Annotated in this window: 18 protein-coding genes; 12 read left to right on the top strand and 6 right to left on the bottom strand. The window is 63.4% G+C overall.

The genetic code is table 11. From position 1 onward, the window contains the following. Positions 1 to 3 precede the first annotated feature (3 nt). Both ACNFBT_RS20755 and ACNFBT_RS20760 read left to right on the top strand, forming a co-directional pair. Positions 4 to 3,144 (top strand): CusA/CzcA family heavy metal efflux RND transporter, encoded by a 3,141-nt coding sequence (locus ACNFBT_RS20755; RefSeq protein WP_416752565.1) that lies wholly within the window; start codon positions 4 to 6, stop codon positions 3,142 to 3,144. Positions 3,145 to 3,668: 524 nt separating this feature from the next. After that, the gene (locus ACNFBT_RS20760; protein WP_416752567.1) at positions 3,669 to 3,968 is read left to right on the top strand and encodes a VOC family protein; all 300 of its coding nucleotides are present in this window, start codon (positions 3,669 to 3,671) and stop codon (positions 3,966 to 3,968) included. Positions 3,969 to 4,444: 476 nt separating this feature from the next. On the opposite strand, the gene ACNFBT_RS20765 is transcribed toward ACNFBT_RS20760, so the two are convergent. Next, positions 4,445 to 5,782 carry an OprD family porin gene (locus tag ACNFBT_RS20765; protein ID WP_416752569.1) on the bottom strand — a complete coding sequence of 446 codons (1,338 nt, stop codon included), beginning with the start codon at positions 5,780 to 5,782 and terminating at the stop codon, positions 4,445 to 4,447. A gap of 472 nt (positions 5,783 to 6,254) precedes the next feature. On the opposite strand from ACNFBT_RS20765, the gene ACNFBT_RS20770 reads away from it, so the two are divergent. Next, the gene (locus tag ACNFBT_RS20770) at positions 6,255 to 6,743 is read left to right on the top strand and encodes a Bro-N domain-containing protein (protein ID WP_416752571.1); all 489 of its coding nucleotides are present in this window, start codon (positions 6,255 to 6,257) and stop codon (positions 6,741 to 6,743) included. Between the two features lie 143 nt (positions 6,744 to 6,886). Further along, entirely contained in the window at positions 6,887 to 7,237 is a 351-nt protein-coding gene (locus ACNFBT_RS20775; protein WP_416752573.1) for a DUF3147 family protein, read from the top strand. 27 nt (positions 7,238 to 7,264) lie between these two features. Here ACNFBT_RS20775 and ACNFBT_RS20780 read toward each other — a convergent pair whose 3' ends face one another. Then, on the bottom strand, positions 7,265 to 8,161 hold the full coding sequence (locus tag ACNFBT_RS20780; protein WP_416752575.1) for a LysR substrate-binding domain-containing protein: 897 nt from the start codon (positions 8,159 to 8,161) through the stop codon (positions 7,265 to 7,267). 106 nt (positions 8,162 to 8,267) lie between these two features. Here ACNFBT_RS20780 and ACNFBT_RS20785 point away from each other — a divergent pair, with 106 nt between their 5' ends. The 7 genes from ACNFBT_RS20785 (at position 8,268) to ACNFBT_RS20815 (ending at position 14,213) form a co-directional block, all read left to right on the top strand. Next, positions 8,268 to 9,056 (top strand): 2OG-Fe(II) oxygenase, encoded by a 789-nt coding sequence (locus tag ACNFBT_RS20785; RefSeq protein WP_416752577.1) that lies wholly within the window; start codon positions 8,268 to 8,270, stop codon positions 9,054 to 9,056. Positions 9,057 to 9,182: 126 nt separating this feature from the next. Beyond that, entirely contained in the window at positions 9,183 to 10,019 is an 837-nt protein-coding gene (locus tag ACNFBT_RS20790; protein ID WP_416752579.1) for a transporter substrate-binding domain-containing protein, read from the top strand. 152 nt (positions 10,020 to 10,171) lie between these two features. Continuing rightward, positions 10,172 to 10,894, top strand: a complete 723-nt coding sequence (locus ACNFBT_RS20795) for an ABC transporter permease (RefSeq protein ID WP_416752581.1) — start codon at positions 10,172 to 10,174, stop codon at positions 10,892 to 10,894. Between the two features lie 16 nt (positions 10,895 to 10,910). Further along, positions 10,911 to 11,672, top strand: coding sequence for an ABC transporter permease (locus ACNFBT_RS20800; RefSeq protein ID WP_416752583.1), 762 nt, complete (start codon positions 10,911 to 10,913; stop codon positions 11,670 to 11,672). Next, positions 11,669 to 12,460: an ABC transporter ATP-binding protein gene (locus tag ACNFBT_RS20805; RefSeq protein ID WP_416752585.1), complete on the top strand. Its 792-nt coding sequence runs from the start codon at positions 11,669 to 11,671 to the stop codon at positions 12,458 to 12,460. Before ACNFBT_RS20800 ends, ACNFBT_RS20805 begins: the two co-directional genes overlap by 4 nt. Positions 12,461 to 12,646: 186 nt before the next feature. Further along, complete coding sequence (locus tag ACNFBT_RS20810; protein WP_416752587.1) at positions 12,647 to 13,759, top strand: S-(hydroxymethyl)glutathione dehydrogenase/class III alcohol dehydrogenase; 1,113 nt, start codon at positions 12,647 to 12,649, stop codon at positions 13,757 to 13,759. A 70-nt stretch (positions 13,760 to 13,829) separates the two neighbouring features. Next, positions 13,830 to 14,213 carry a VOC family protein gene (locus tag ACNFBT_RS20815; protein WP_416752589.1) on the top strand — a complete coding sequence of 128 codons (384 nt, stop codon included), beginning with the start codon at positions 13,830 to 13,832 and terminating at the stop codon, positions 14,211 to 14,213. Between the two features lie 353 nt (positions 14,214 to 14,566). Here ACNFBT_RS20815 and ACNFBT_RS20820 read toward each other — a convergent pair whose 3' ends face one another. Then, complete coding sequence (locus ACNFBT_RS20820) at positions 14,567 to 15,886, bottom strand: OprO/OprP family phosphate-selective porin (RefSeq protein WP_416752591.1); 1,320 nt, start codon at positions 15,884 to 15,886, stop codon at positions 14,567 to 14,569. Positions 15,887 to 16,111: 225 nt separating this feature from the next. After that, positions 16,112 to 17,017, bottom strand: a complete 906-nt coding sequence (locus ACNFBT_RS20825) for a LysR family transcriptional regulator (protein ID WP_416752593.1) — start codon at positions 17,015 to 17,017, stop codon at positions 16,112 to 16,114. Between the two features lie 619 nt (positions 17,018 to 17,636). Here ACNFBT_RS20825 and ACNFBT_RS20830 point away from each other — a divergent pair. Next, entirely contained in the window at positions 17,637 to 18,353 is a 717-nt protein-coding gene (locus ACNFBT_RS20830; RefSeq protein WP_416752595.1) for a class I SAM-dependent methyltransferase, read from the top strand. 128 nt (positions 18,354 to 18,481) lie between these two features. Here ACNFBT_RS20830 and ACNFBT_RS20835 read toward each other — a convergent pair whose 3' ends face one another. Together ACNFBT_RS20835 and ACNFBT_RS20840 are read right to left on the bottom strand one after the other, a co-directional pair. Beyond that, complete coding sequence (locus ACNFBT_RS20835; RefSeq protein ID WP_416752668.1) at positions 18,482 to 18,898, bottom strand: SgcJ/EcaC family oxidoreductase; 417 nt, start codon at positions 18,896 to 18,898, stop codon at positions 18,482 to 18,484. A gap of 268 nt (positions 18,899 to 19,166) precedes the next feature. Further along, on the bottom strand, positions 19,167 to 19,568 hold the full coding sequence (locus tag ACNFBT_RS20840) for a GFA family protein (protein WP_416752597.1): 402 nt from the start codon (positions 19,566 to 19,568) through the stop codon (positions 19,167 to 19,169). Between the last annotated feature and the right edge of the window lie 204 nt (positions 19,569 to 19,772).

Genomic DNA, 19,772 nt, shown 5'->3' on the forward strand with positions numbered 1-19,772 from the left:
AGCATGTTCGAACGCATCATTCGTTTCGCCATCGAGCAGCGCTACCTGGTCCTGCTCGCCGTACTGGGCATGGCCGGCCTGGGGATCGCCAGCTACCAGAAACTGCCCATCGACGCGGTGCCCGACATCACCAACGTGCAGGTGCAGGTCAACACCTCGTCGCCGGGCTTCACCCCGCTGGAGACCGAACAGCGCGTCACCTACCCGGTGGAAACCGCGATGGCGGGGCTGCCGGGGTTGCAGCAGACCCGCTCGATTTCCCGTTCGGGGTTGTCCCAGGTGACGGTGATCTTCAAGGACGGCACCGACCTGTTCTTCGCCCGCCAGCTGGTCAACGAACGCCTGCAGCAGGCCCGCGAACAGCTGCCCGAGGGCGTGGAATCCGCGCTTGGGCCGATCTCCACCGGGCTGGGGGAAATCTTCCTCTGGACCATCGAGGCCGAGGAGGGCGCGCGCAAGGAGGACGGCACGCCCTACACGCCGACCGACCTGCGGGTGATCCAGGACTGGGTGGTCAAGCCGCAGCTGCGCAACGTGCCCGGCGTGGCCGAGGTGAACACCATCGGTGGCTTCGCCAAGCAGTTCCAGGTCGCTCCGGATACCCGCCGGCTGGCCGCCTACCGGCTGACCCTGGCGGACGTGGTGGCGGCGCTGGAGCGCAACAACGCCAACGTCGGCGCCGGCTACATCGAGCGCAACGGCGAGCAGCTGCTGGTCCGCGCACCGGGGCAGGTGGGCAGCCTCGAGGACATCGCCAACATCGTCGTGGCCAACGTCGACGGCACGCCGATCCGCCTGCGCAGTGTCGCCGAGGTGGAGCTGGGCCGCGAGCTGCGCACCGGCGCCGCCACCGAGAACGGCCGCGAAGTAGTGCTCGGTACCGTGTTCATGCTGATCGGCGAGAACAGCCGCACCGTCGCCCGCGCCGCCGCCGAGAAACTTGCCGAGATCAACCGCACCCTGCCGGCGGGGGTGAAGGCGGTCACCGTCTACGACCGCACCCAACTGGTGGACAAGGCCATCGCCACGGTCAAGCGCAACCTCACCGAGGGCGCGATCCTGGTGATCGCGGTTCTCTTCCTGTTCCTGGGCAACATCCGCGCGGCGCTCATTACCGCCATGGTGATCCCGCTGGCGATGCTCTTCACCTTCACCGGCATGTTCGGCAACCGCATCAGCGCCAACCTGATGAGCCTTGGCGCGCTGGACTTCGGCATCATCGTCGACGGCGCCGTGGTGATAGTCGAGAACGCCATCCGCCGCCTGGCCCACGCGCAGCAGCACCATGGCCGCATGCTGACCCGCAGCGAGCGGATGCACGAAGTCTTCGCCGCCTCGAGGGAAGCGCGCCGCGCGCTGATCTACGGGCAGCTGATCATCATGGTGGTGTACCTGCCGATCTTCGCCCTCACCGGCGTCGAAGGGAAAATGTTCCACCCCATGGCCTTCACCGTGGTGCTGGCGCTGCTGGGGGCGATGATCCTCTCGGTGACCTTCGTCCCGGCGGCCATCGCGCTGTTCATCACCGGCAAGGTGAAGGAAGAGGAAAACATCCTGATGCGCGGCGCGCGCCGCGCCTACGTGCCGGTGCTGGATGCGGTGATGGCGCGGCGCGGCTGGGTATTCGCCGGCGCGGCCGTGCTGGTGGTGCTCTCCGGGCTGCTGGCCAGGGGCATGGGCAGCGAGTTCGTGCCGAGCCTGGGCGAGGGCGACTTCGCCCTGCAATCGCTGCGCACGCCGGGTACCAGCCTGTCGCAGTCGGTGGCCATGCAGGAGCGCCTGGAGCAGCAGGTGCTGGCCAAGGTGCCGGAGGTCGAGCGCATGTTCAGCCGCACCGGCACCGCCGAGATCGCCTCCGACCCGATGCCGCCGAACATCTCCGACGCCTACGTGATGCTCAAGCCCAAGGACCAGTGGCCCGACCCGAACAAGCCCCGCGCGCAGCTGGAAGCGGAAATCCAGGAGGCCGCCAACGGCGTGCCGGGCAGCGCCTACGAGCTGTCGCAGCCGATCCAGTTGCGCTTCAACGAGCTGATTTCCGGGGTGCGCAGCGACGTGGCGGTGAAGGTGTTCGGCGACGACATGGCGGTACTCAACCAGACCGCCGAACAGATCGCCGGGGTGTTGCGCCGGGTGCAGGGCTCGTCGGAAGTGAAAGTCGAGCAGACCAGCGGCCTGCCGGTGCTCACCGTCAACATCGACCGCCAGCGCGCCGCCCGCTACGGCCTCAATGTCGGTGACATCCAGGACACCGTGGCGGTGGCCGTGGGTGGTCGCCAGGCCGGCACGCTGTTCGAGGGCGACCGCCGCTTCGACCTGATCGTGCGCCTGCCGGAAAACCTGCGCAGCGACACCGACGCGCTGTCGCGCATGCTCATCCCGGTGCCGGCCCCGGCCAACGCGACAGACACGCGAATCGGCTTCATCACCCTGGGCGAAGTGGCGCGCCTGGAGCTGATCCAGGGGCCGAACCAGGTCAGCCGCGAGAACGGCAAACGCCTGGTGGTGGTGAGCGCCAACGTGCGCGGGCGGGATATCGGCTCGTTCGTTTCCGAGGCCAGTGGGAGGATCGAACAGCAGGTGAAGCTGCAGGCCGGCTACTGGACCACCTGGGGCGGCCAGTTCGAACAGCTGGAATCGGCCGCGCAACGTTTGCAGGTCGTGGTGCCGGTGGCGCTGCTGCTGGTCTTCACCCTGCTGATGATGATGTTCAACAACCTGCGCGACGGACTGGTGGTGTTCACCGGCATTCCCTTCGCCCTGACTGGCGGCGTGGTGGCTTTGTGGTTGCGGGACATCCCGTTGTCGATCTCCGCTGGCGTTGGCTTCATCGCCCTGTCGGGCGTGGCGGTGCTCAACGGTTTGGTGATGATCTCCTTCATTCGCAGCTTGCGAGAGGATGGGCGCAGCCTCGACGTGGCGATCCGCGAGGGCGCGTTGACCCGGTTGCGCCCGGTGCTGATGACGGCGCTGGTGGCGTCGCTGGGCTTCGTGCCGATGGCGCTCGCCACCGGCACCGGCGCGGAAGTGCAGCGCCCGCTGGCCACCGTGGTGATCGGCGGCATCCTCTCGTCCACCACCCTGACGCTGCTGGTATTGCCAGCGTTGTATCGGTGGATGCATCGCAAGGCGGAGGATGCGTAACTCAGTGGCTTTTCGTGGGGCGTATAACCGTTCGCGGTTATACGCCTGACCAATGCCGCTCCTACGAGATCAAGAGCCCCTAACCCTCTCCCGCAAGCGGGAGAGGGGACCGTTCGGCACAGGATGAAACCATGGCGTCAGCCGGCACGGACGGCTCCCTCTCCCTCCGGGAGAGGGCTGGGGTGAGGGGAAAACCCAGCGACGGACTCCCCGGAAAAGACGCTTGCTCCTACAAAAGCCCGCCGCCCCATGCGCTCCCGTAGGAGACACAGCGGCACCCAGCCCTTGTCCGCGCTTGGCCGGACCCCCAGCCTGATTCGCCCACCCGTGGGGATGCATGGGACAAATCCGCTTTTCGTAGGAGCGAGCTTGATCGCGAACAAATCCCGCTGCGGGGCCGTTCGCGAGCAAGCTCGCTCCTACAGTCTGTCCCCTGAGCAGCGGGCCAATTTTCCCCCAGCCATCAGCCATCTATAGTCTTCCCGGCACCCAATCCCACGCCACCCCACACGCAAGGAGCGCCTATGTTCGACCACGTCAAATTCGGTGTCAGCGACTTCGCCGCAAGCAAGGCCTTCTTCCTCAAGGCCCTCGAGCCCCTGGGCGTAGAGATCGCCTCGGAGGGCGAGCAGAGCTACGGCGTCGAGCTCAGCCCCAAGGGCAAGGCCTCCCTGTGCCTGTTCCAGACCGAGGAGAAGCCGGCGCACCTGCATCTGGCCTTCACCGCCGAGACCCGCCAGCAGGTTGACGGCTTTCATCAGGCGGCGCTGGCGGCGGGGCCAGGGACAACGGCGCGCCGGGCCTGCGCCCGCGCTACCACGTGAACTACTACGCCGCGTTCGTCATCGGCCCGGACGGGCACAACATCGAAGTGGTCTGCCACGCTCCCGAAGCCTGACCCGCGTGTAGGGCGTATAACCGTTCGCGGTTATACGCCGCTGCACCCATCGCATCGCCAACTTCGTGGTCGAGCCCAGCGTCTTCACCGCTCCGGGCTCGGACCCGAGCGGACCGGCAGCCAAGGTCAAACTGCGGATAACGTCGAACGTTATCCGCCCTACGTTCCTGCAAGGCTTCGGGTGCGAATCCAGCGCAAAAAAAAGGCGCCCAAGATGGGCGCCAAGTGTTCCTCTCTCTCCAAAGGGGCACGTGGAGCGCCAGAAAGAGGAGCGGTATTGCGGGGTCATCACCAGACCGTGGGGCGGTGATGACTACCGTTATACGCAGCGGCGCCTAACAGGACGCTGAGCCGAAGCTGACAATTCCGACATCTGCCCGCCCGGCGCCACGGCGCATCGGTTTACATCAGCGACAGCGGGTACTCGACGATCAGCCGCACCTCATCCAGGTCCGACTCGAAGGCCGTGGCGCGGGTGGTGGCCTGGCGTACGCGCAGCGACAGGTCCTTCAGGCTGCCGGTCTGGACCACGTACTTGGCCTCGACGTCGCGCTCCCAGCGTTTCTGGTCGGTGAGTGGGTTGCCGTTGTCATCCTGGCGCATGTACACGCTGTTGGCGTTGGAGTAGTCGGCGTCGCTGCCGCGCGCGTAGCGGGTCATGAAGCTCAGGCCCGGCACGCCGTAGGTGGCCATGTCGAGGTCGTAGCGGGCCATCCAGGACTTCTCTTTCGGCGAGTTGAAGTCGCTGTACTGGATGGAGTTGTCCAGGTAGATCGAGTCGGACTGGCGCAGGTAGTCGAAGTCGTTGTCGCCGTTGTTGCGCTGGTAGCTGAGGGTCACGCGGTGCGCGCCGAAGTGCACGCCGGTGTTGGCGCTCCAGATGTTGGTGTCGAACTCGCCAAGCAGCTGGCGGCCTTCGTCCTGCGACTTGTAATAGTTGAAGCCGCCGAACAGCTCCACCGACTCGGTCAGCGGGAAGTTCAGCGCGGTGCCGAAGTAGTACTGGTTCCAGGCATCCTTCAGGCGGCTGCTGTAGAGGCTGACGCTGGCGTGGTCGTTGATGGCGTAGTCGCCGCCGCCGTAGGCGAGCCAGGGCGAATCCACCGGGCCTGCGTAGAAGGTCTCGAAGCCGTCGTCCATCTGCCGCGATTGCGGTTGGCTCATCGAGTGCAGGCGGCCGCCTTGCAGGGTCAGGCCGTCGAGGCTGGTGTTCTGCAGGGTGAAGCCACGGAAGCTTTCCGGCAGCAGGCGCGAGTCGCCGTAGTGCACCACGGGCGTCTCCGGGAATACGTCGCCGACCTTCAGCACCGTGTCCCACAGGCGCACCTTGGCGGCGCCACCGGCCTTGGCGTAGTCGCTCTCGGTGTTGCCTTCGTTGTCGGTGGGCAGCACGTCCACCGAACTGCCGGCGCCGTTGCGGCCGCCGCCGGTATCGAGCTGGAAGCCGAGCATGGCGAAGGCATCCACGCCCACGCCGACCGTGCCCTGGGTGAAGCCGGACTCGAACTTGCCCATGATCCCTTGCGCCCAGACTTCCGAGTAGCCGTTGCCGCGCGGCGGCATGGACTGGCCTTTGCGGGCGTCGCGGTTGAAGTAGAGGTTGCGGGCGAGGATGTCGAGGCTGGCGCCTTCGAGGAAGCCTTCGGCTTTCTCTTCGGGTTGAGCCTCGGCGTGGACGGTTGGCGTGGCGACGCCCAGGGCCAGCAGCGATGCGGCCAGGGGGAGTTTGCGTCGGTACATGTTGTTGCTCCTAAGGGCAGGGTGGTTGTTACCGCCTGCTGTTGTTGTTTTCGCCCAGGCGTGGCGAGGGCCACGGGCATCGTGCAGGAGCGCGGATAACGGCTGGATGAGGCGCAGGTGACAAATCTGTCAGGTGCGGTGCGGGGGAGTGGCGGGGGGGAGTTAATTCGGGAAATGCCCTACGCAGCCTTGGCGTTGCGGTCCTACAAGGCGGCTGCGTAGCGTTCCCTTCGCCGCAGTACAGCTGTGGTCAGGTGTGGAAACCTGTGAATCTCGCGCTTAACGCCATAGCAAAGTCAGCTCGTCCGTTATCAAGGCCGGGTCAGCTTTGGCTGTCTATGGCGGACCGTGTAAGGCGGGCTTGGGCCCGACCGGTCTTGCGTGAGATTCCGGTTTTCCACCCTTGCACGGTCCGCCTCCCTTTTTCGGATGTTTCGGGGGGCGGCTTCTTGGATCAAGCAGGAAGCTCCAGATGACTACCTCGATAACCTTCCCGGCCGATGACGGCCTCACGCCCCACACCTTCCAACGCCACAATCGCCGGCTGCGCGGCCTGATGATCGAACAGCAGCCGTGGTTCGTCCTGCGCGACGTGGCCCGGCTGACCAACAGCCACGTCACCCCGCGCATCACCCAGAAACTCGACGCCGACCAGCTCCGCTGGGAGCGGCTGGCCGGCGCCCAGGAGGATGAACTGCTGGTCAGCGAAAGCGGCGTCTACGCGCTGTTTCTGGTGTACTTCTTCCACCCGGAAAACCGCAGCCTGCGGCAGTGGCTGTGCCACGAGGTGGTGCCCGCGCTGCGCGACGCCCACTACGACACCCCCGGCGCGCCCCGCTACCAGCAGCGGGATATCCAGGGGCACATGCTGTCGGTGCTGGAGTGGCAGGGCAAACAGTGGCTGCGCTTCGTCGATGCGGTGCGCCTGATGGAGAGTGGTACGCCGCACGGCGGCCACTGACCTCCCTTGGCAACGGGTCGGGCAGGGCACGCCCTGTTCGACCCAATGTCGATGAGCAGACGACTTCTGTGCGGCGCCAAGACTGGATAGGATGCCAGCCAGACCGCAACGCGCCGCCACCCGGCGAGCGCCCTGGAGCAGCCATGGCCTGGATCATCACCAAATACTTCCTGACCGCCGGCATCGTGGTGCTGGTGTCCGAACTGGCCAAGCGCAGCGACAAGCTCGGCGGCCTGGTGGCCGCACTGCCGCTGGTGACCGTGCTGACGCTGATCTGGCTGTACGTCGAACAGCAGAGCCAGGAGAAGATCGCCAACCACGCCTGGTACACCTTCTGGTACGTGGTGCCCACGCTGCCGATGTTCCTGGCCTTCCCGCTGCTACTGCCGCGCCTGGGCTTCTGGCCGACGCTGATCGCCTGCATCGTCATCACCATGACGTGCTTCGGCCTGTTCGCCCTGTTCGTGCGGCGGTTCGGGATCGAGCTGCTCTGAGCGGTGTTTCGCGCCCCTCTTCTGCCGCTACTGCTTCAGCAGTCCCATCATCTGGACGATGTCCTTGCGTCCCTTCTTGGTCGTCGGGACGAAGGCGCAGTAAGGATGGCCCAAGGGGAGTGATACCGGGGAGAGGGCGATCAGGCGTCCGGCGTCGAGGTCGGTCTGGGCGATGAGCCGGTGCCCCAGGGCAATGCCGAGCCCCAGGCGTGCCAGCGAAACCGACAGGCTCGAGAGGCCGCAGCGCACGCCTTGTTTCGGGTCGGGGTAGTAGTTGGTGGCGATCAGCGAGAACCAGTCGTGCCAGGTGGGCCCGGACGCATAGCTCGCGCCCCAGTGGGTGTGGATGAACAGGTTCTGCGGAATCTGCGTGAGGTTGAATGCGTCGTTGCCGTGCTTCGCCCATAGCTCGGGCGTACAGACCGGAAGCACTTCGTCGCGCACCAGATGAACGGCTTCCACCCCGGGGTAGTGGTAGTCGCCGTAGCTGACCCTGATGTCGATGTCATGCCGGGCGAGGTCCACCGGGTCGTCTTCCACCCGTATGTCGATCGAGAGGTGCGGATAGATCTCCTGCAGGGCCGACAGCTTCGGGGCCAGCCAGGGTTCGGCGAGGGAGAAGGGTACGCTGACCACCAGCCGGCGCGAGTGCAGGTCGCCCTCGATGATCCGCGTGGTCATGGCGGCGATGTCGTTCAGCGCGCGGGAGGTCTGCGGAAAGATCGCATGCCCGGCATCGGTGAGCGTGATCCGGTTGCCCGTGCGGACGAAGAGTTTGCGCTCCAGGAACTGCTCCAGGAGCCTGACCTGCTGGCTGACCGCCGCTGCGGACACGCCCAGCTCCGCGGCGGCCAGCACGAAGCTGCCCATCCGCGCGGCGACCTCGAAAGCCTTGACGGCATTGAGGGGAGGAAGCCGATCCATGTGTGACTCCTTCGAAAGATTTTCTAAGGGTAAGCTAACAATTAATGCCGTTGTGACAAAGTTTTTCTCCGGGTACGTTCATGCCTCAACCACTAGGGAGGCACTGATGAAAGACATCCTGGATTTGGACCGCTATCCGCTGGATCGGGAGGGCAGCCCCGAATGGCAGGCCGCCGTCGATCTGGCGGCGGCAGAGCTGCAAGAGACGGGCATGTTCAACCTCAAGCAGCTGATGAGGCCGCAGGCCATCGAGCAGGCCGTGGCCGAGCTGCAGCCGAAGATGGACAACCAGTCGCACACGCACTCGCGCCGGCACAACATCTATTTCCTGCCGGACTTCAAGGGTGTGGAGGCGAGCCATCCGGCGCTGCGCGAGGTGGAGTCGACCAACCACACCTTGTGCGCAGACCAGATCGAAAAGAGCATCGTGCTGGCCATCTACGAATACCCGCCGTTGCTGCGCTTTATCGCGGCGGTCATGGGCAAGCCTTCGTTGCACATGATGAAGGACCCGCTGGCCCGCGTTAATGTCATGGGCTACCGCGACGGCGAAGCGCTGAACTGGCACTTCGACAGGAGCGAGTTCACCACCACGCTGCTGCTGCAGGAGCCTCTCGCGGGCGGTAAGTTCCAGTACCGGAGCAATCTGCGCTCCGCCGAGAATCCCAACTACGACGGCATCGCGGACGTGCTGGACGGGCGTGATCCCGAGATCAAGACCCTTTCGCTGGAAGCGGGCACCCTGAACGTGTTCCGAGGCGTGAACTCGCTGCATCGGGTGACGCCCGTGCAAGGGCCGCGGGAGCGGCTGATTTCCATCTTCTCCTACTACGAGAAGCAGGATGTGGTGTTCAGCGAGGAGGAAAGCATCGGCTTCTATGGGCGTGCGAGCTGAGTAACACGACCAGCAAAACAGGATGGTCCAAAGAAAGGCTTCCCCGCATGTCGAGGGGAAGCCACGAATAATCCCGTAACCGTGCAACGGGGAACGCATATGACAACAACAAGAAGCAAAGCGTTAGTGAACACAGCCAAGGTTGCCCTCGTCGGCGCGGCCTGGTTGTTCATGTCGGCAACCCAGGCCAAGGAATGGACCTCCGTCACCGTCGCCACCGAGGCGGCCTACGATCCCTGGAACCTGACATTGCCCAACGGCCAGATCGGCGGTTTCGAGCCCGAACTGCTGGCGGACCTCTGTGCCCGTATCAAGATTCAATGCACGCTGAAGTCCCAGGACTGGGACGGGATGATTCCCGGCCTGCAGGCGGGCAAGTTCGATGTCCTGATGGACGCCATCGTCATCACTCCCGAGCGCGAGAAGGTGATTGCCTTCTCCCGGCCCTACGCGGCCACCCAGGGCGTGCTCGCGGCGGCCGACCAGGAGCTGATCGCCCAGGCCGGCCTGGCCGAGCAGACGGTCAAGCTCACCGGCGACGCCCAGGCCGACAAGCCCTACATCGACAAGCTGCGCACGCTTCTGGATGGCAAGACCATCGGCATCCAGTCAGGCACCGCCTACACGGAATTCGTTGAAAACAACTTCAAGGACATCGCCACCATCCGCCAGTACAAGAAGTCCGGCGAGCATGTCCTCGATCTGCAGGCCGGTCGCATCGACTTCGCCTTCGACGACGTGACCTTCTTCCTCTCGACTCTCGACAAGCCCGAGAACAAGTCGGTGGCCATGGTCGGCTTCAAGATCGGTGGCCCGATCTGGGGGCCGGGCGAAGCGCTGGCCTTCCGCCAGGACACGCCCGAGCTGAAAGCCAAATTCGACGAGGCGCTGAGCGCCGCGCTGGCGGACGGCACCGTGAAGAAACTCTCCGAGAAATGGTTCAAGGTCGACATCACGCCCTGAGTCCGCTGATTTCGAGAGGTCCAGGGCGAACCGCGAGGCGACGCCTGCGGGTGTGAACGGCCTGGACATCTTGGCGATTCATCGACGCGCCGCTGCCGGTCCGGTCCGTGACCGACCGCCAGCGGCAGGCCGATCGATACGAGGAGATGTATATGGAAACCTTGCAATTGCTCAGCTTCGGTGAGGCGGGTTGGGGCTCGATATTGCTGAGCGCCATCGGCATGACCCTGTTGCTGACACTGGTGTCTCTGCTGGTCGGCGCGCTGCTCGGCAGCCTGGTGGCGACCGCCAAGCTGTCCCGGCGGCCAAGCCTGCGCTGGCTTGGCAACGCCTACCTGGTGCTGGTCCGTGGCATCCCGGAGCTGCTGGTCATCTATCTGTTCTACTTCGGTGGCGCCACGCTGGCATCGGCCATCGGCCACTGGTTCGGCAAGACCGGCTACATCGACATGCCGCCGTTCTGGGTGGGCGCGCTCGCGGTCGGCCTGCTCTCGGGGTCGTACCAGGCGGAGGTCTATCGCGGGGCGTTCCTGGCCATTCCCAAGGGCCAGCTGGAGGCGGCGCTGGCCATCGGCATGAGCCCGTTCACGCGCATCCGCCGCGTCCTGCTGCCCCAGGTGCTGGGTTACTCGCTGCCCGGCCTGGGCAATGTGTGGCAGATGACCTTGAAGGACTCGTCGCTGATCTCGGTCATCGGCCTGGTCGAGCTGATGCGCGCCAGCCTGATGGCGGCCGGCTCCACGCGCCAGTACTTCACCTTCTACATCATCGGCGGCATCGGCTATCTGCTGCTGACCGGGCTGTCGGGCCGGGTCTTCAGCATTGCCGAGGCTCGCGTGAGTCGCACTCAGCGACGCACTCCCGTCCAACACTGATGCAGGCGAGCCGCACATGATCGATTTCCCGTTCCTCCTCGATACCATGCTCAAGTTGCTGGCAGCCCTGCCTACCACGCTGACGCTGTTCGCCAGCTCGCTTTCGCTGGGGCTGCTGCTGTCGCTGGGCATCGTCAGCATGCGCGTCAGTCACTCGCCGCTGCTGAGCAATCCGGCGCGCTGCTATATCTGGCTCTTCCGCGGCACGCCGCTGATCATCCAGATGTACCTGATCTACTACGGCCTCGGACAATTCTCCTTCATCCGCCACAGCATTGCCTGGTCGGTCCTGCGCTCGCCATACGGCTGCGCGGTGGTGTCCCTGGCGCTGTGCACGGCGGGCTACACCGCCGAGATCATCCGGGGCGGCCTGCTCAGTGTCCCTCATGGGCAGATCGAAGCCGGGCTGGCCTGCGGGATGTCGCGCTGGGCGTTGCTGCGGCGGGTCATCGCTCCGGTCACCCTGCGCCAGATCCTGCCGGCGTATTCCACCGAGGCGATCCTGATGCTCAAGGCCACGGCGCTGGCCAGCCTGATCACCGTCTGGGATGTCACCGGCGTCGCCCAGCAGATCATCCAGAAGACGTATCGCGTCGTCGAAGTGTTCGCCTGCGCGGCGCTGATCTACCTGGTCATCAACTACATCATCGTGCGGGTCATCGGCTGGTTCGAGCACCGGCTGACGCCCCATCTGCGCGAACGTCCGCTGGACGGCGGGCCGGCCAGTCCCCGTCACGACGCAATCAACCCTTCGAACATTCAGCGGAGCTCCGTATGAACGCTCAGCCAGCCATTGCCTTGTCGGTGTCCAATATCCAGAAGTCCTACGGCGACGTGCGAGTGCTGCAGGGCATCTCACTCGCGGCCAAGCGCGGCGACGTCGTGTCGATCCTCGGCGCCAGCGGGTCCGGAAAGAGCACCTTCCTGCGCTGCATCAACCTGCTCGAAACCCCCGATGAGGGCAGCATCTGCCTCAACGGTGAAACCATCGAGATGAAGCGCCTCAGCGACGGGCGCCTGGCCCCGCGCAATGGGCGCCAGGTGGAGCGCATCCGCAGCCGCCTGGGCATGGTGTTCCAGGGCTTCAACCTGTGGTCGCACCGGACGGTGCTCGAGAATGTCATGGAAGGGCCGCTGCAGGTGCTCAAGCGCCCTCGCGCCGAATGCATCGACGAGGCTGAGCGGCTACTGCAGAAGGTGGGGCTGTACGATCGGCGCCACTACTATCCCGCCCATCTTTCCGGCGGCCAGCAGCAGCGCGTGGCGATCGCCCGGGCACTGGCGATGAATCCGCAAGTCATGCTGTTCGACGAGCCCACCTCGGCGCTGGACCCGGAGCTGGTGGGCGAGGTCCTGAAGGTCATGCGCTCGCTGGCGGAAGAGGGGCGCACCATGCTGGTCGTCACCCATGAGATGGGCTTCGCCCGGCACGTTTCCAACCGGGTGATCTTCATGCAGGGGGGCCGTATCGACGCGCAGGGCACTCCCGAAGAGTTGTTCGAGGGCCTGCCGACCGAGCGCTTCCGCCAATTCGTTTCGAGCCACCAGATGAGGAGCGCGGAATGAGCGGCGTGGATAGGGATTGCGCCCGACTGCGCATGGCCCCGCCGTGCTGAATGGGTTGAGGGAACGCCCTCAGCCGTAAGTCTGAAACGCGCAAACCGGATTCCCGATGTCGCCGAGCGCGGCGATGTCTCGGGAAGGCCTGCGCCTGCCCAACACATCTGAAAACCACGATAGGTACCCAGTGTCATGATCAAGTCGCGTGCGGCTGTCGCCTTCGGGCCCAATCAGCCACTCAAGATCGTTGAAGTCGATGTGGCGCCGCCGAAGAAGGGCGAGGTGCTGGTACGCATCGTCGCCACCGGCGTTTGCCATACCGACGCCTACACCCTGTCCGGCCAGGATTCCGAGGGCGTGTTCCCCTGCATCCTCGGCCACGAAGGCGGCGGCATCGTCGAAGCGGTGGGCGAGGGCGTGACCTCGTTGAAGGTCGGTGATCATGTGATCCCGCTGTACACCGCCGAATGCCGCGAGTGCAATTTCTGCAAATCCGGCAAGACCAACCTCTGCCAGGCCGTGCGCGCCACCCAGGGCAAGGGCCTGATGCCCGACGGCACCAGCCGCTTCTCCTACAAGGGTGAGCCGATCTACCACTACATGGGCTGCTCGACCTTCTCCGAGTACACCGTGCTGCCGGAAATCTCCCTGGCCAGGATTCCCGAGGAAGCGCCGCTGGAGAAGGTCTGCCTGCTCGGCTGCGGCGTCACCACCGGCATCGGCGCGGTGCTGAACACCGCCAAGGTGGAAGAGGGCGCCACCGTCGCCATCTTCGGCCTGGGCGGCATCGGCCTGGCGGCGATCATCGGGGCGAAGATGGCCAAGGCCTCGCGCATCATCGCCATCGACATCAACCCGGCCAAGTTCGACATCGCCAAGCAACTGGGCGCCACCGACTTCGTCAATCCGAAGGACCACCAGAAGCCGATCCAGGAGGTCATCGTCGAGATGACCGACGGCGGCGTGGACTACTCCTTCGAGTGCATCGGCAATGTGCAGCTGATGCGCGCGGCGCTGGAGTGCTGCCACAAGGGCTGGGGCGAGTCGATCATCATCGGCGTGGCGCCAGCAGGCGCTGAGATCAGCACCCGTCCGTTCCAGCTGGTCACCGGCCGTGTCTGGCGCGGTTCCGCCTTCGGCGGCGTGAAGGGCCGCAGCGAGCTGCCGAGCTACGTCGCGAAGGCCGGCAAGGGGGAGATCCCGCTGGACACCTTCATCACCCACACCATGGGCCTGGAGAGGATCAACGAAGCCTTCGAGCTGATGCACGAAGGCAAGAGCATCCGCTCGGTAGTCCATTTCTAAGCGTCATGCCGGTGCCGATCGGATGGCACCGGTTCCTTCGCGTCACCACCCATCCATCACGGAGACTTTCATGTCGATCTTCACCCACGTAACCGTTGGCACCAACGATCTGGCCAAGGCCCGCAAGTTCTACGACGAAACGCTCGGCAAGCTGGGCTTCAAGCGCCTGGCCGACCTGGGCGACAACGGCTCGATCTGGGGCGTGGACAAGCCGTCCTTCTTCGTATTCAAGCCCGCGAACGGCCAGCCCGCCAGCATCGGCAATGGCGTGACCGTCAGCTTCGAGGCGCAGAGCCGGGCGCAGATCCATGCCTTCCACGAGGCGGCACTTGGCGCCGGCGGCAAGGACGAAGGTGCCGCCGGCCCGCGTGGCTGGGCGCCGAATGCCTATGCGGCGTACGCCCGTGATCTGGATGGCAACAAGCTTGCCGTCTATTGCTTCAAATCGGAGTAATTCGCCGCAGGTGTGCTGGCCGCGTGCGCCCTTCACCTTGTCCTGAAGCCCCTGCTCCGGGTGCAAGCGTGGAGAGGCTGCTTCGCGGTGCTCCAGGGGCCTCTGCCAGGTGGCCCCTGGTTCTGTCTGCTCATCCTGGGGCGGCCAGGGCAGGAGAGGCCAAACCTTACGCCTCTACTCTGATGTCTTTCGAAAGTCTGAACTTACCTTTTACCCATTCATATTCCAGTGTTTGCCGGGCATCGATGTTTGCCGGGTCGCAGTTCGTGATCTTCTGATTGAGCCTGGTGATGGTTTCTTTGATGGGCAAGGGACACCCGAGCGTCCCTTGCGCATTTCTCCGTGGCCCGCGATCAGAAGACGTACTGCAAGCGCATGACCATGCCGTCGCCGCTGTCGTCGCCGTTCTCGTTGGTCACGTTCTCGGTGTTGACCTTGACGTAGTTGGCGCTGATCTTCACCGCTTCGTTCGCGTACCAGTTGACCCCCAGGGTGTGGGTCTTGCCTTCGGCGTCGCCGACCTGGCGGGTGGCGGTGCTGGTGGTCACGTTCTCGTCGTCGACGGTGATGGCGTCGTAGCGGTAGAAGACTTCCCAGGCGCCCATCCGCTTGTTGGCCGGCTTGATGGTGTCGAACTTGGCGCCGTCGAGTTTGTAGATGCGCGGCTCGCCGGTGAGGGTGTAGGCGACCTGCCCGTAGTAGCCCGACGCGTCCACGTCGCCCTCGGCTTGGTCGGCCTTGAGCTTGCGGCTCAGGTATTCGGCCTGGACGGAAAACGCATCCATGGCCCAGGCGCCTTCCACGCCCCACACCGAGTCGTCCTTCCAGAGGCCCTCGTGGGCTTCCATGCCGCCGAATACGCCGCGGTTGCCGTTGTCGCCGGCGTCGTTGCCGCCGTTGGTGTCGACGCCGCGCATACCCATGCGGGGGCGGATGCGGGTGTCGACGGCGGCGTCCTTGAGGTCGCGGTAGGCGAACTGCGCGCCGACATGGAGGACGTTGCCCGGCTGGTTCAGCGGCGCGAACACGCCGCGCAGGTTGTAGCGCTTCACGCTGTCGCCGTCGGTGTCGTCGTTGTTTTCGCTGAACACGCTGCCGGAGAGGAAGGCCATGTCGGCGACGGTGCTGCTGGCCTGGATGCCCATGCCGTTGTTGTCGTTGATCCACTCGGCGAGGTCATAGGTGATGTTGCGTTCGAGGGCGGTCACCCATTTGGAGCTGGTGGCCTTTTCCAGGCCGAAGTCGGTGTAGAGGCGGCCGAACTTGAGGTTGACCGGCGCGAAGCCGGTGTAGGTGACGCTGGCTTCGTCGAAGTAGCCGGTGCTGTCGTTGCCGGTGTTGTGCGAGAGGTCGTAGTTGATCTGGTACTTCCAGTCCTTGTAGGCGGTGCCGCCGATCTCGATGAAGGCCCGGCGCAGGTAGGCGGCATCGGCGGTATTGCCGTTCTTGGTGTAGTAGTCGTCGAAGCGTGCATAGTCCGCTTGCAGGCGACCGCCGAGCTTGAAGCTGAACTCCTTGTCGGCGGTGGCCACTTCAAGCCCGCCCTTGGTCTTGATGACGATGTCGGCTCCATCGGTGGTAACGGTGCCGGCCTGGGCCGACGCGGTGGCAGCACTCAACAGCAGGCCCAGGGTCAAGCGATCGGGCCATTGAGAGGTGGGATTGCCGAACATGCGTTTCTCCTCGTTGCGACGTGTTGTGATTGACGAGGCGCAGGCTCGGAGGGACGGATGACGGTTCTGTGCATTTTGCGTGTCACTTGCGTTACAGGCGCGGTGGTGCTGTCGCGAGGCCTTGCTTGGCGCGGGGCCGGCGTTTCTTTTGGGGGCAATTCGATTGTTTCAGAGCGATGACCGCGAGACGCTATCGCGGGTTTTTCCCTGTATGCCGAGGTGCGTTCAGTCGCCGGCGGCAAACCATTCCCGACGTTGCTCGAAGGCGCGCAGAACGATCGAGACGAGCGCCTCGACTTCTTCGAGATTGGCCGCCAGGGGCGCGACAGCCAGCCAGGCGATACGCTCCATGGGTTGCCCGAACAGCGGTTCCAGTGGCAGCAGGTTCTTGTCCAGCTTCGCCACGTAAGCCGGGAGCAGGCCTACGCAGGCGGAGTTGCGCACAAGCTCCCGGACCCATGCCTGGGAATGGACGTGGGTGACCGAGCTCTGGCGCTGGCGCAGGAGCTTGTTCCAGGGTTCGAAGCTCCTGATCGTGGCATTGGCCGAGTGCTGGGCGAGCATGAAGTCCTTCAGGTCCGTGACCGCGAGCGGGAGCTTGCGGCCGGCGTAACGCTTGGCCATGTGCGCACAGTAGTGCAGGCGCGTGAGCATCGTCGGCTTGGAGAGGGCGAAACCGGGGTCGGGGCGTGGGCTGTCGGGGTCGGCTATCCATACGGTCACTTCCGCTGGCTGCTCGGGGATGCCCTCCAGGGGCAGGATCTCCAGGTTCAGCGCGGCGTCCTTGCGCAGCCAGGCAATCAGGTCGCGGGCGAGGAAGTCATCCAGCAGGTCGGATGGCACCGCGAGGCGTATGCGACGACGCCGGTTGCAGCTCACCTCCGGCTGCAGGTCGCCGAACCGCTCGATCAGCGCCTGCTGCAACAGCTTTCCGGTGGGGCTCAGGCGCAGCATCCGGTTCTCGTACAGGAACAGCCGACTGCCGAGGTTCGCTTCGAGTTTCATCAGCTGTTTGCGCATCGGCGTGATGTGCAGATTGAGGCTGCGGGCGGTCTGCCGGAAGCAGGCGCAACGGGCGCTGGTGAGAAAGATCTGCGCCAATTGGCGGTCGATGGGGAGGTGCTCGAACATTGCGAATAGGCTCGTAGCCCTCGCAGCCGAGGGCGTGGAATTCACGGGATACAGTCGTCCCGAGCCTATTGCGCAGCGCCTAACACGGGGATCGCAGGAAATTGAGATCTTTGTAAGGTTCGGACTTTCGCCAGGGGGCGCGGGCCGGATTCATCGACCTGGGATGAGCACTCGGTTCTTGGCAATGACCCGAAAACTCGAACCCGGCCGCCTTTGAGGCGATACGGGTAAGTCGCAAATGCGCAAATTCGCACATAAGGATAAATGGCAAATGAGGATGGATTTATTCTTTTACTCTAATTCTGACCAATAGTTCAGCTTTGGAGTGGAAGGATAAAACTTCCCATGTGAAGGCACTTTGAGGTCACTTTGCCACTCTCAATATATGGCCATTCCGTTGATCGGTTTAATACTGGCCTGCAGCTCTCTCCGTGTATATTGACCAACTGCCGTTGCATCTGTGAAGTACCCCAAGGCAGCCTCGCTAAAAATGGGGCTGACAGATCCGTATTTATTCTTATTGTTCAACCTGGCAGCTCATTCAGTTGCCTGCTGTCGTACAAGTAGCCGTCCTTTCACACCATCATGTCGTTGTAAAATCAATTACAGGATAGTGAAGATGAGCCAGGTCGCCGAGCCAGAAAAGCTGATTACGGCCAAGGACTGGGACCAGAAGTGGCAGGAAATTTTCAACCGTTATCAGAATGATATTCGTCACGCCTACTATATTGATGCTGTCCGAAAGCGCCATGAGAAGCGCGTGCTGGAGATCGCCGCTGGCAGCTTTCGAGATATTGTTCAGCTAACGAAACTAGGTGTCGAGGGCCACGGTATCGATTTCTCTCCGGAATCAGTCGCGCTGGCCAAAAAGCTTTATCCTTCATTGCAGGAACGTTTCCTGGTGATGGATGCTTTTGATTTGCAGTACCCGGATAACCATTTTGATGTCAGTTTTCACAACGGTTTCTGGGGGCTCTTTTCAGATGAAGAAATTGTCCGTATGGCGAAGGAGCAGGCGCGCGTCACTAAAGGGAGAATTATCGCAACCATGCATAATGCCCATAATCAGGCGTTTGCCGATTACTTCAACTCGCAGAAGAAGATTGATCCGCTGTTCAATATCCGCTTCTTTACCATCGATCAGATGCGCGAGATCCTCGGTAAAGTCGCGCGCAAGGTAACCATCATTCCAGTTGGTAAAAGTAACAGACTGCGTGAGGATTGGTTTATCCGCCACGGCTTGCACAACCCATTATTGATAAACTGCGTGTTCAAGTTTTCCGGTATTCGTTACCTTGAGTGCAGTGAGCGTCTGATGTGTATTGCCGAGCTGTAGCGGCATGATCGCGAGAGTAAAAATGCAAAGGGGACAGATCAATCTGTCCCCTTTGCCGTCTTACGGCTGAAAAGGGGCGCCGTGATCCGCATTGCGATACGGCCAATGGGGCATGCGCCCTCGTTGCTTCAGTTCTTCTCCGGCATGGCGGAAGAGTGATGGCTGGTAATCAGCCACTGTTTGCCGTCCCACTTGTAGGTGTAGGTATAGCGAGCTTTCACCTGGGCGCCCGTCGCGCCGAAGGTGAAGGTATAGAGCCCGGCGTCAACCGCGGTATTGCAGTCAATCTGTATCATTCGCCAGTCGATCTTGCCCACCGGCTTGTTTTCCAGGAAGTGATGGAAGTAGTCCTCCTTTTCTGCCGCAGTCACTCGCGGTTTGTTCGATACGGTCGCAAGAAGGACGGAGTGCTCGGCATAGTTGGCGACAACCTTGTGTGGGTCGCCGGTTTGCAGTGAGCGATTCCAGCGATCGAACAACGCCGAGATTTCCTGCTCACTGGTGGCCTTGCAGACCTGCGAGTGCGCCGTGTCGGACCCGTACATCGATGAGTTCGCGGTACAGCCGGCAATAACGAGGGTCGAGACCACTGAAAAAAAGGTTAGCTTTTTCATTTTATTGGTCTTCTGGGAGGTGAAGCGGTGGGGGATGACTGCTGGTTGTGCGGCAGGGTTCGACGAGAGGTACGGCACGGAAGGCAAACCCAGGCAGTTGAAACAGTATAGGTGCCGATCCAGATCAGCCTGCTGGCATGCCTGTGGGCCTATGCAGACCCTGCCGCTTGCTGTCTTTCCCTGGCGACCACTTTCACACTCACTCCGTTTGCATCCAGTGATCTGGCAGTTCGAACCAGGGCGCTTTCGAAGCGACCTGGATATGCCTTTGCGTGTGCGAGGTAAAGGCTGTGTCCAGGGTGCCCAGGGCGATCGAGATCCAGTCGGAAAACTCACCCCGGCTCCTTGACCAGAACAGCGACGCGCCGCAGTGGCTGCAGAACTGCCGCAGCACGGCTTCGGATGAGGCAAAGGATTTGAGTGCTTCCGCACCCGTCAGGATGCGCAGGACGCTGCGCGGCACGCTGGCGTAGCTGGCGAAGGCGGCGCCGTGGCTCTTCCGGCACTGGCTGCAATGGCAGTGGCTCAGCGCCTTGGGCGGGGAGAGCAGTTCGTAGCGGATCGCGCCGCACAGGCAGCTTCCTTGATAAGTCCCGGCCATCCTGCTGGCACTCCTTATGAACAGGGCGATAAAAGAGGGCGGCAGGTTAAACAGCGCGTGCCGGTCTGTCGAACCGCGGTGTCGCCCTCCGAAATCTGTCTGGAAGTCGCACCTGGCAGGTCTGACTTTTCCGAATGAAGGAAAATTGCGTCAGACAATTTCCGGCGCCATAGGACTGCCGTACACTCCGCCGACTGCCGGGGA

The organism is Pseudomonas sp. NY15181, assembly GCF_048068055.1.
Taxonomy (GTDB): Bacteria; Pseudomonadota; Gammaproteobacteria; order Pseudomonadales; family Pseudomonadaceae; genus Pseudomonas.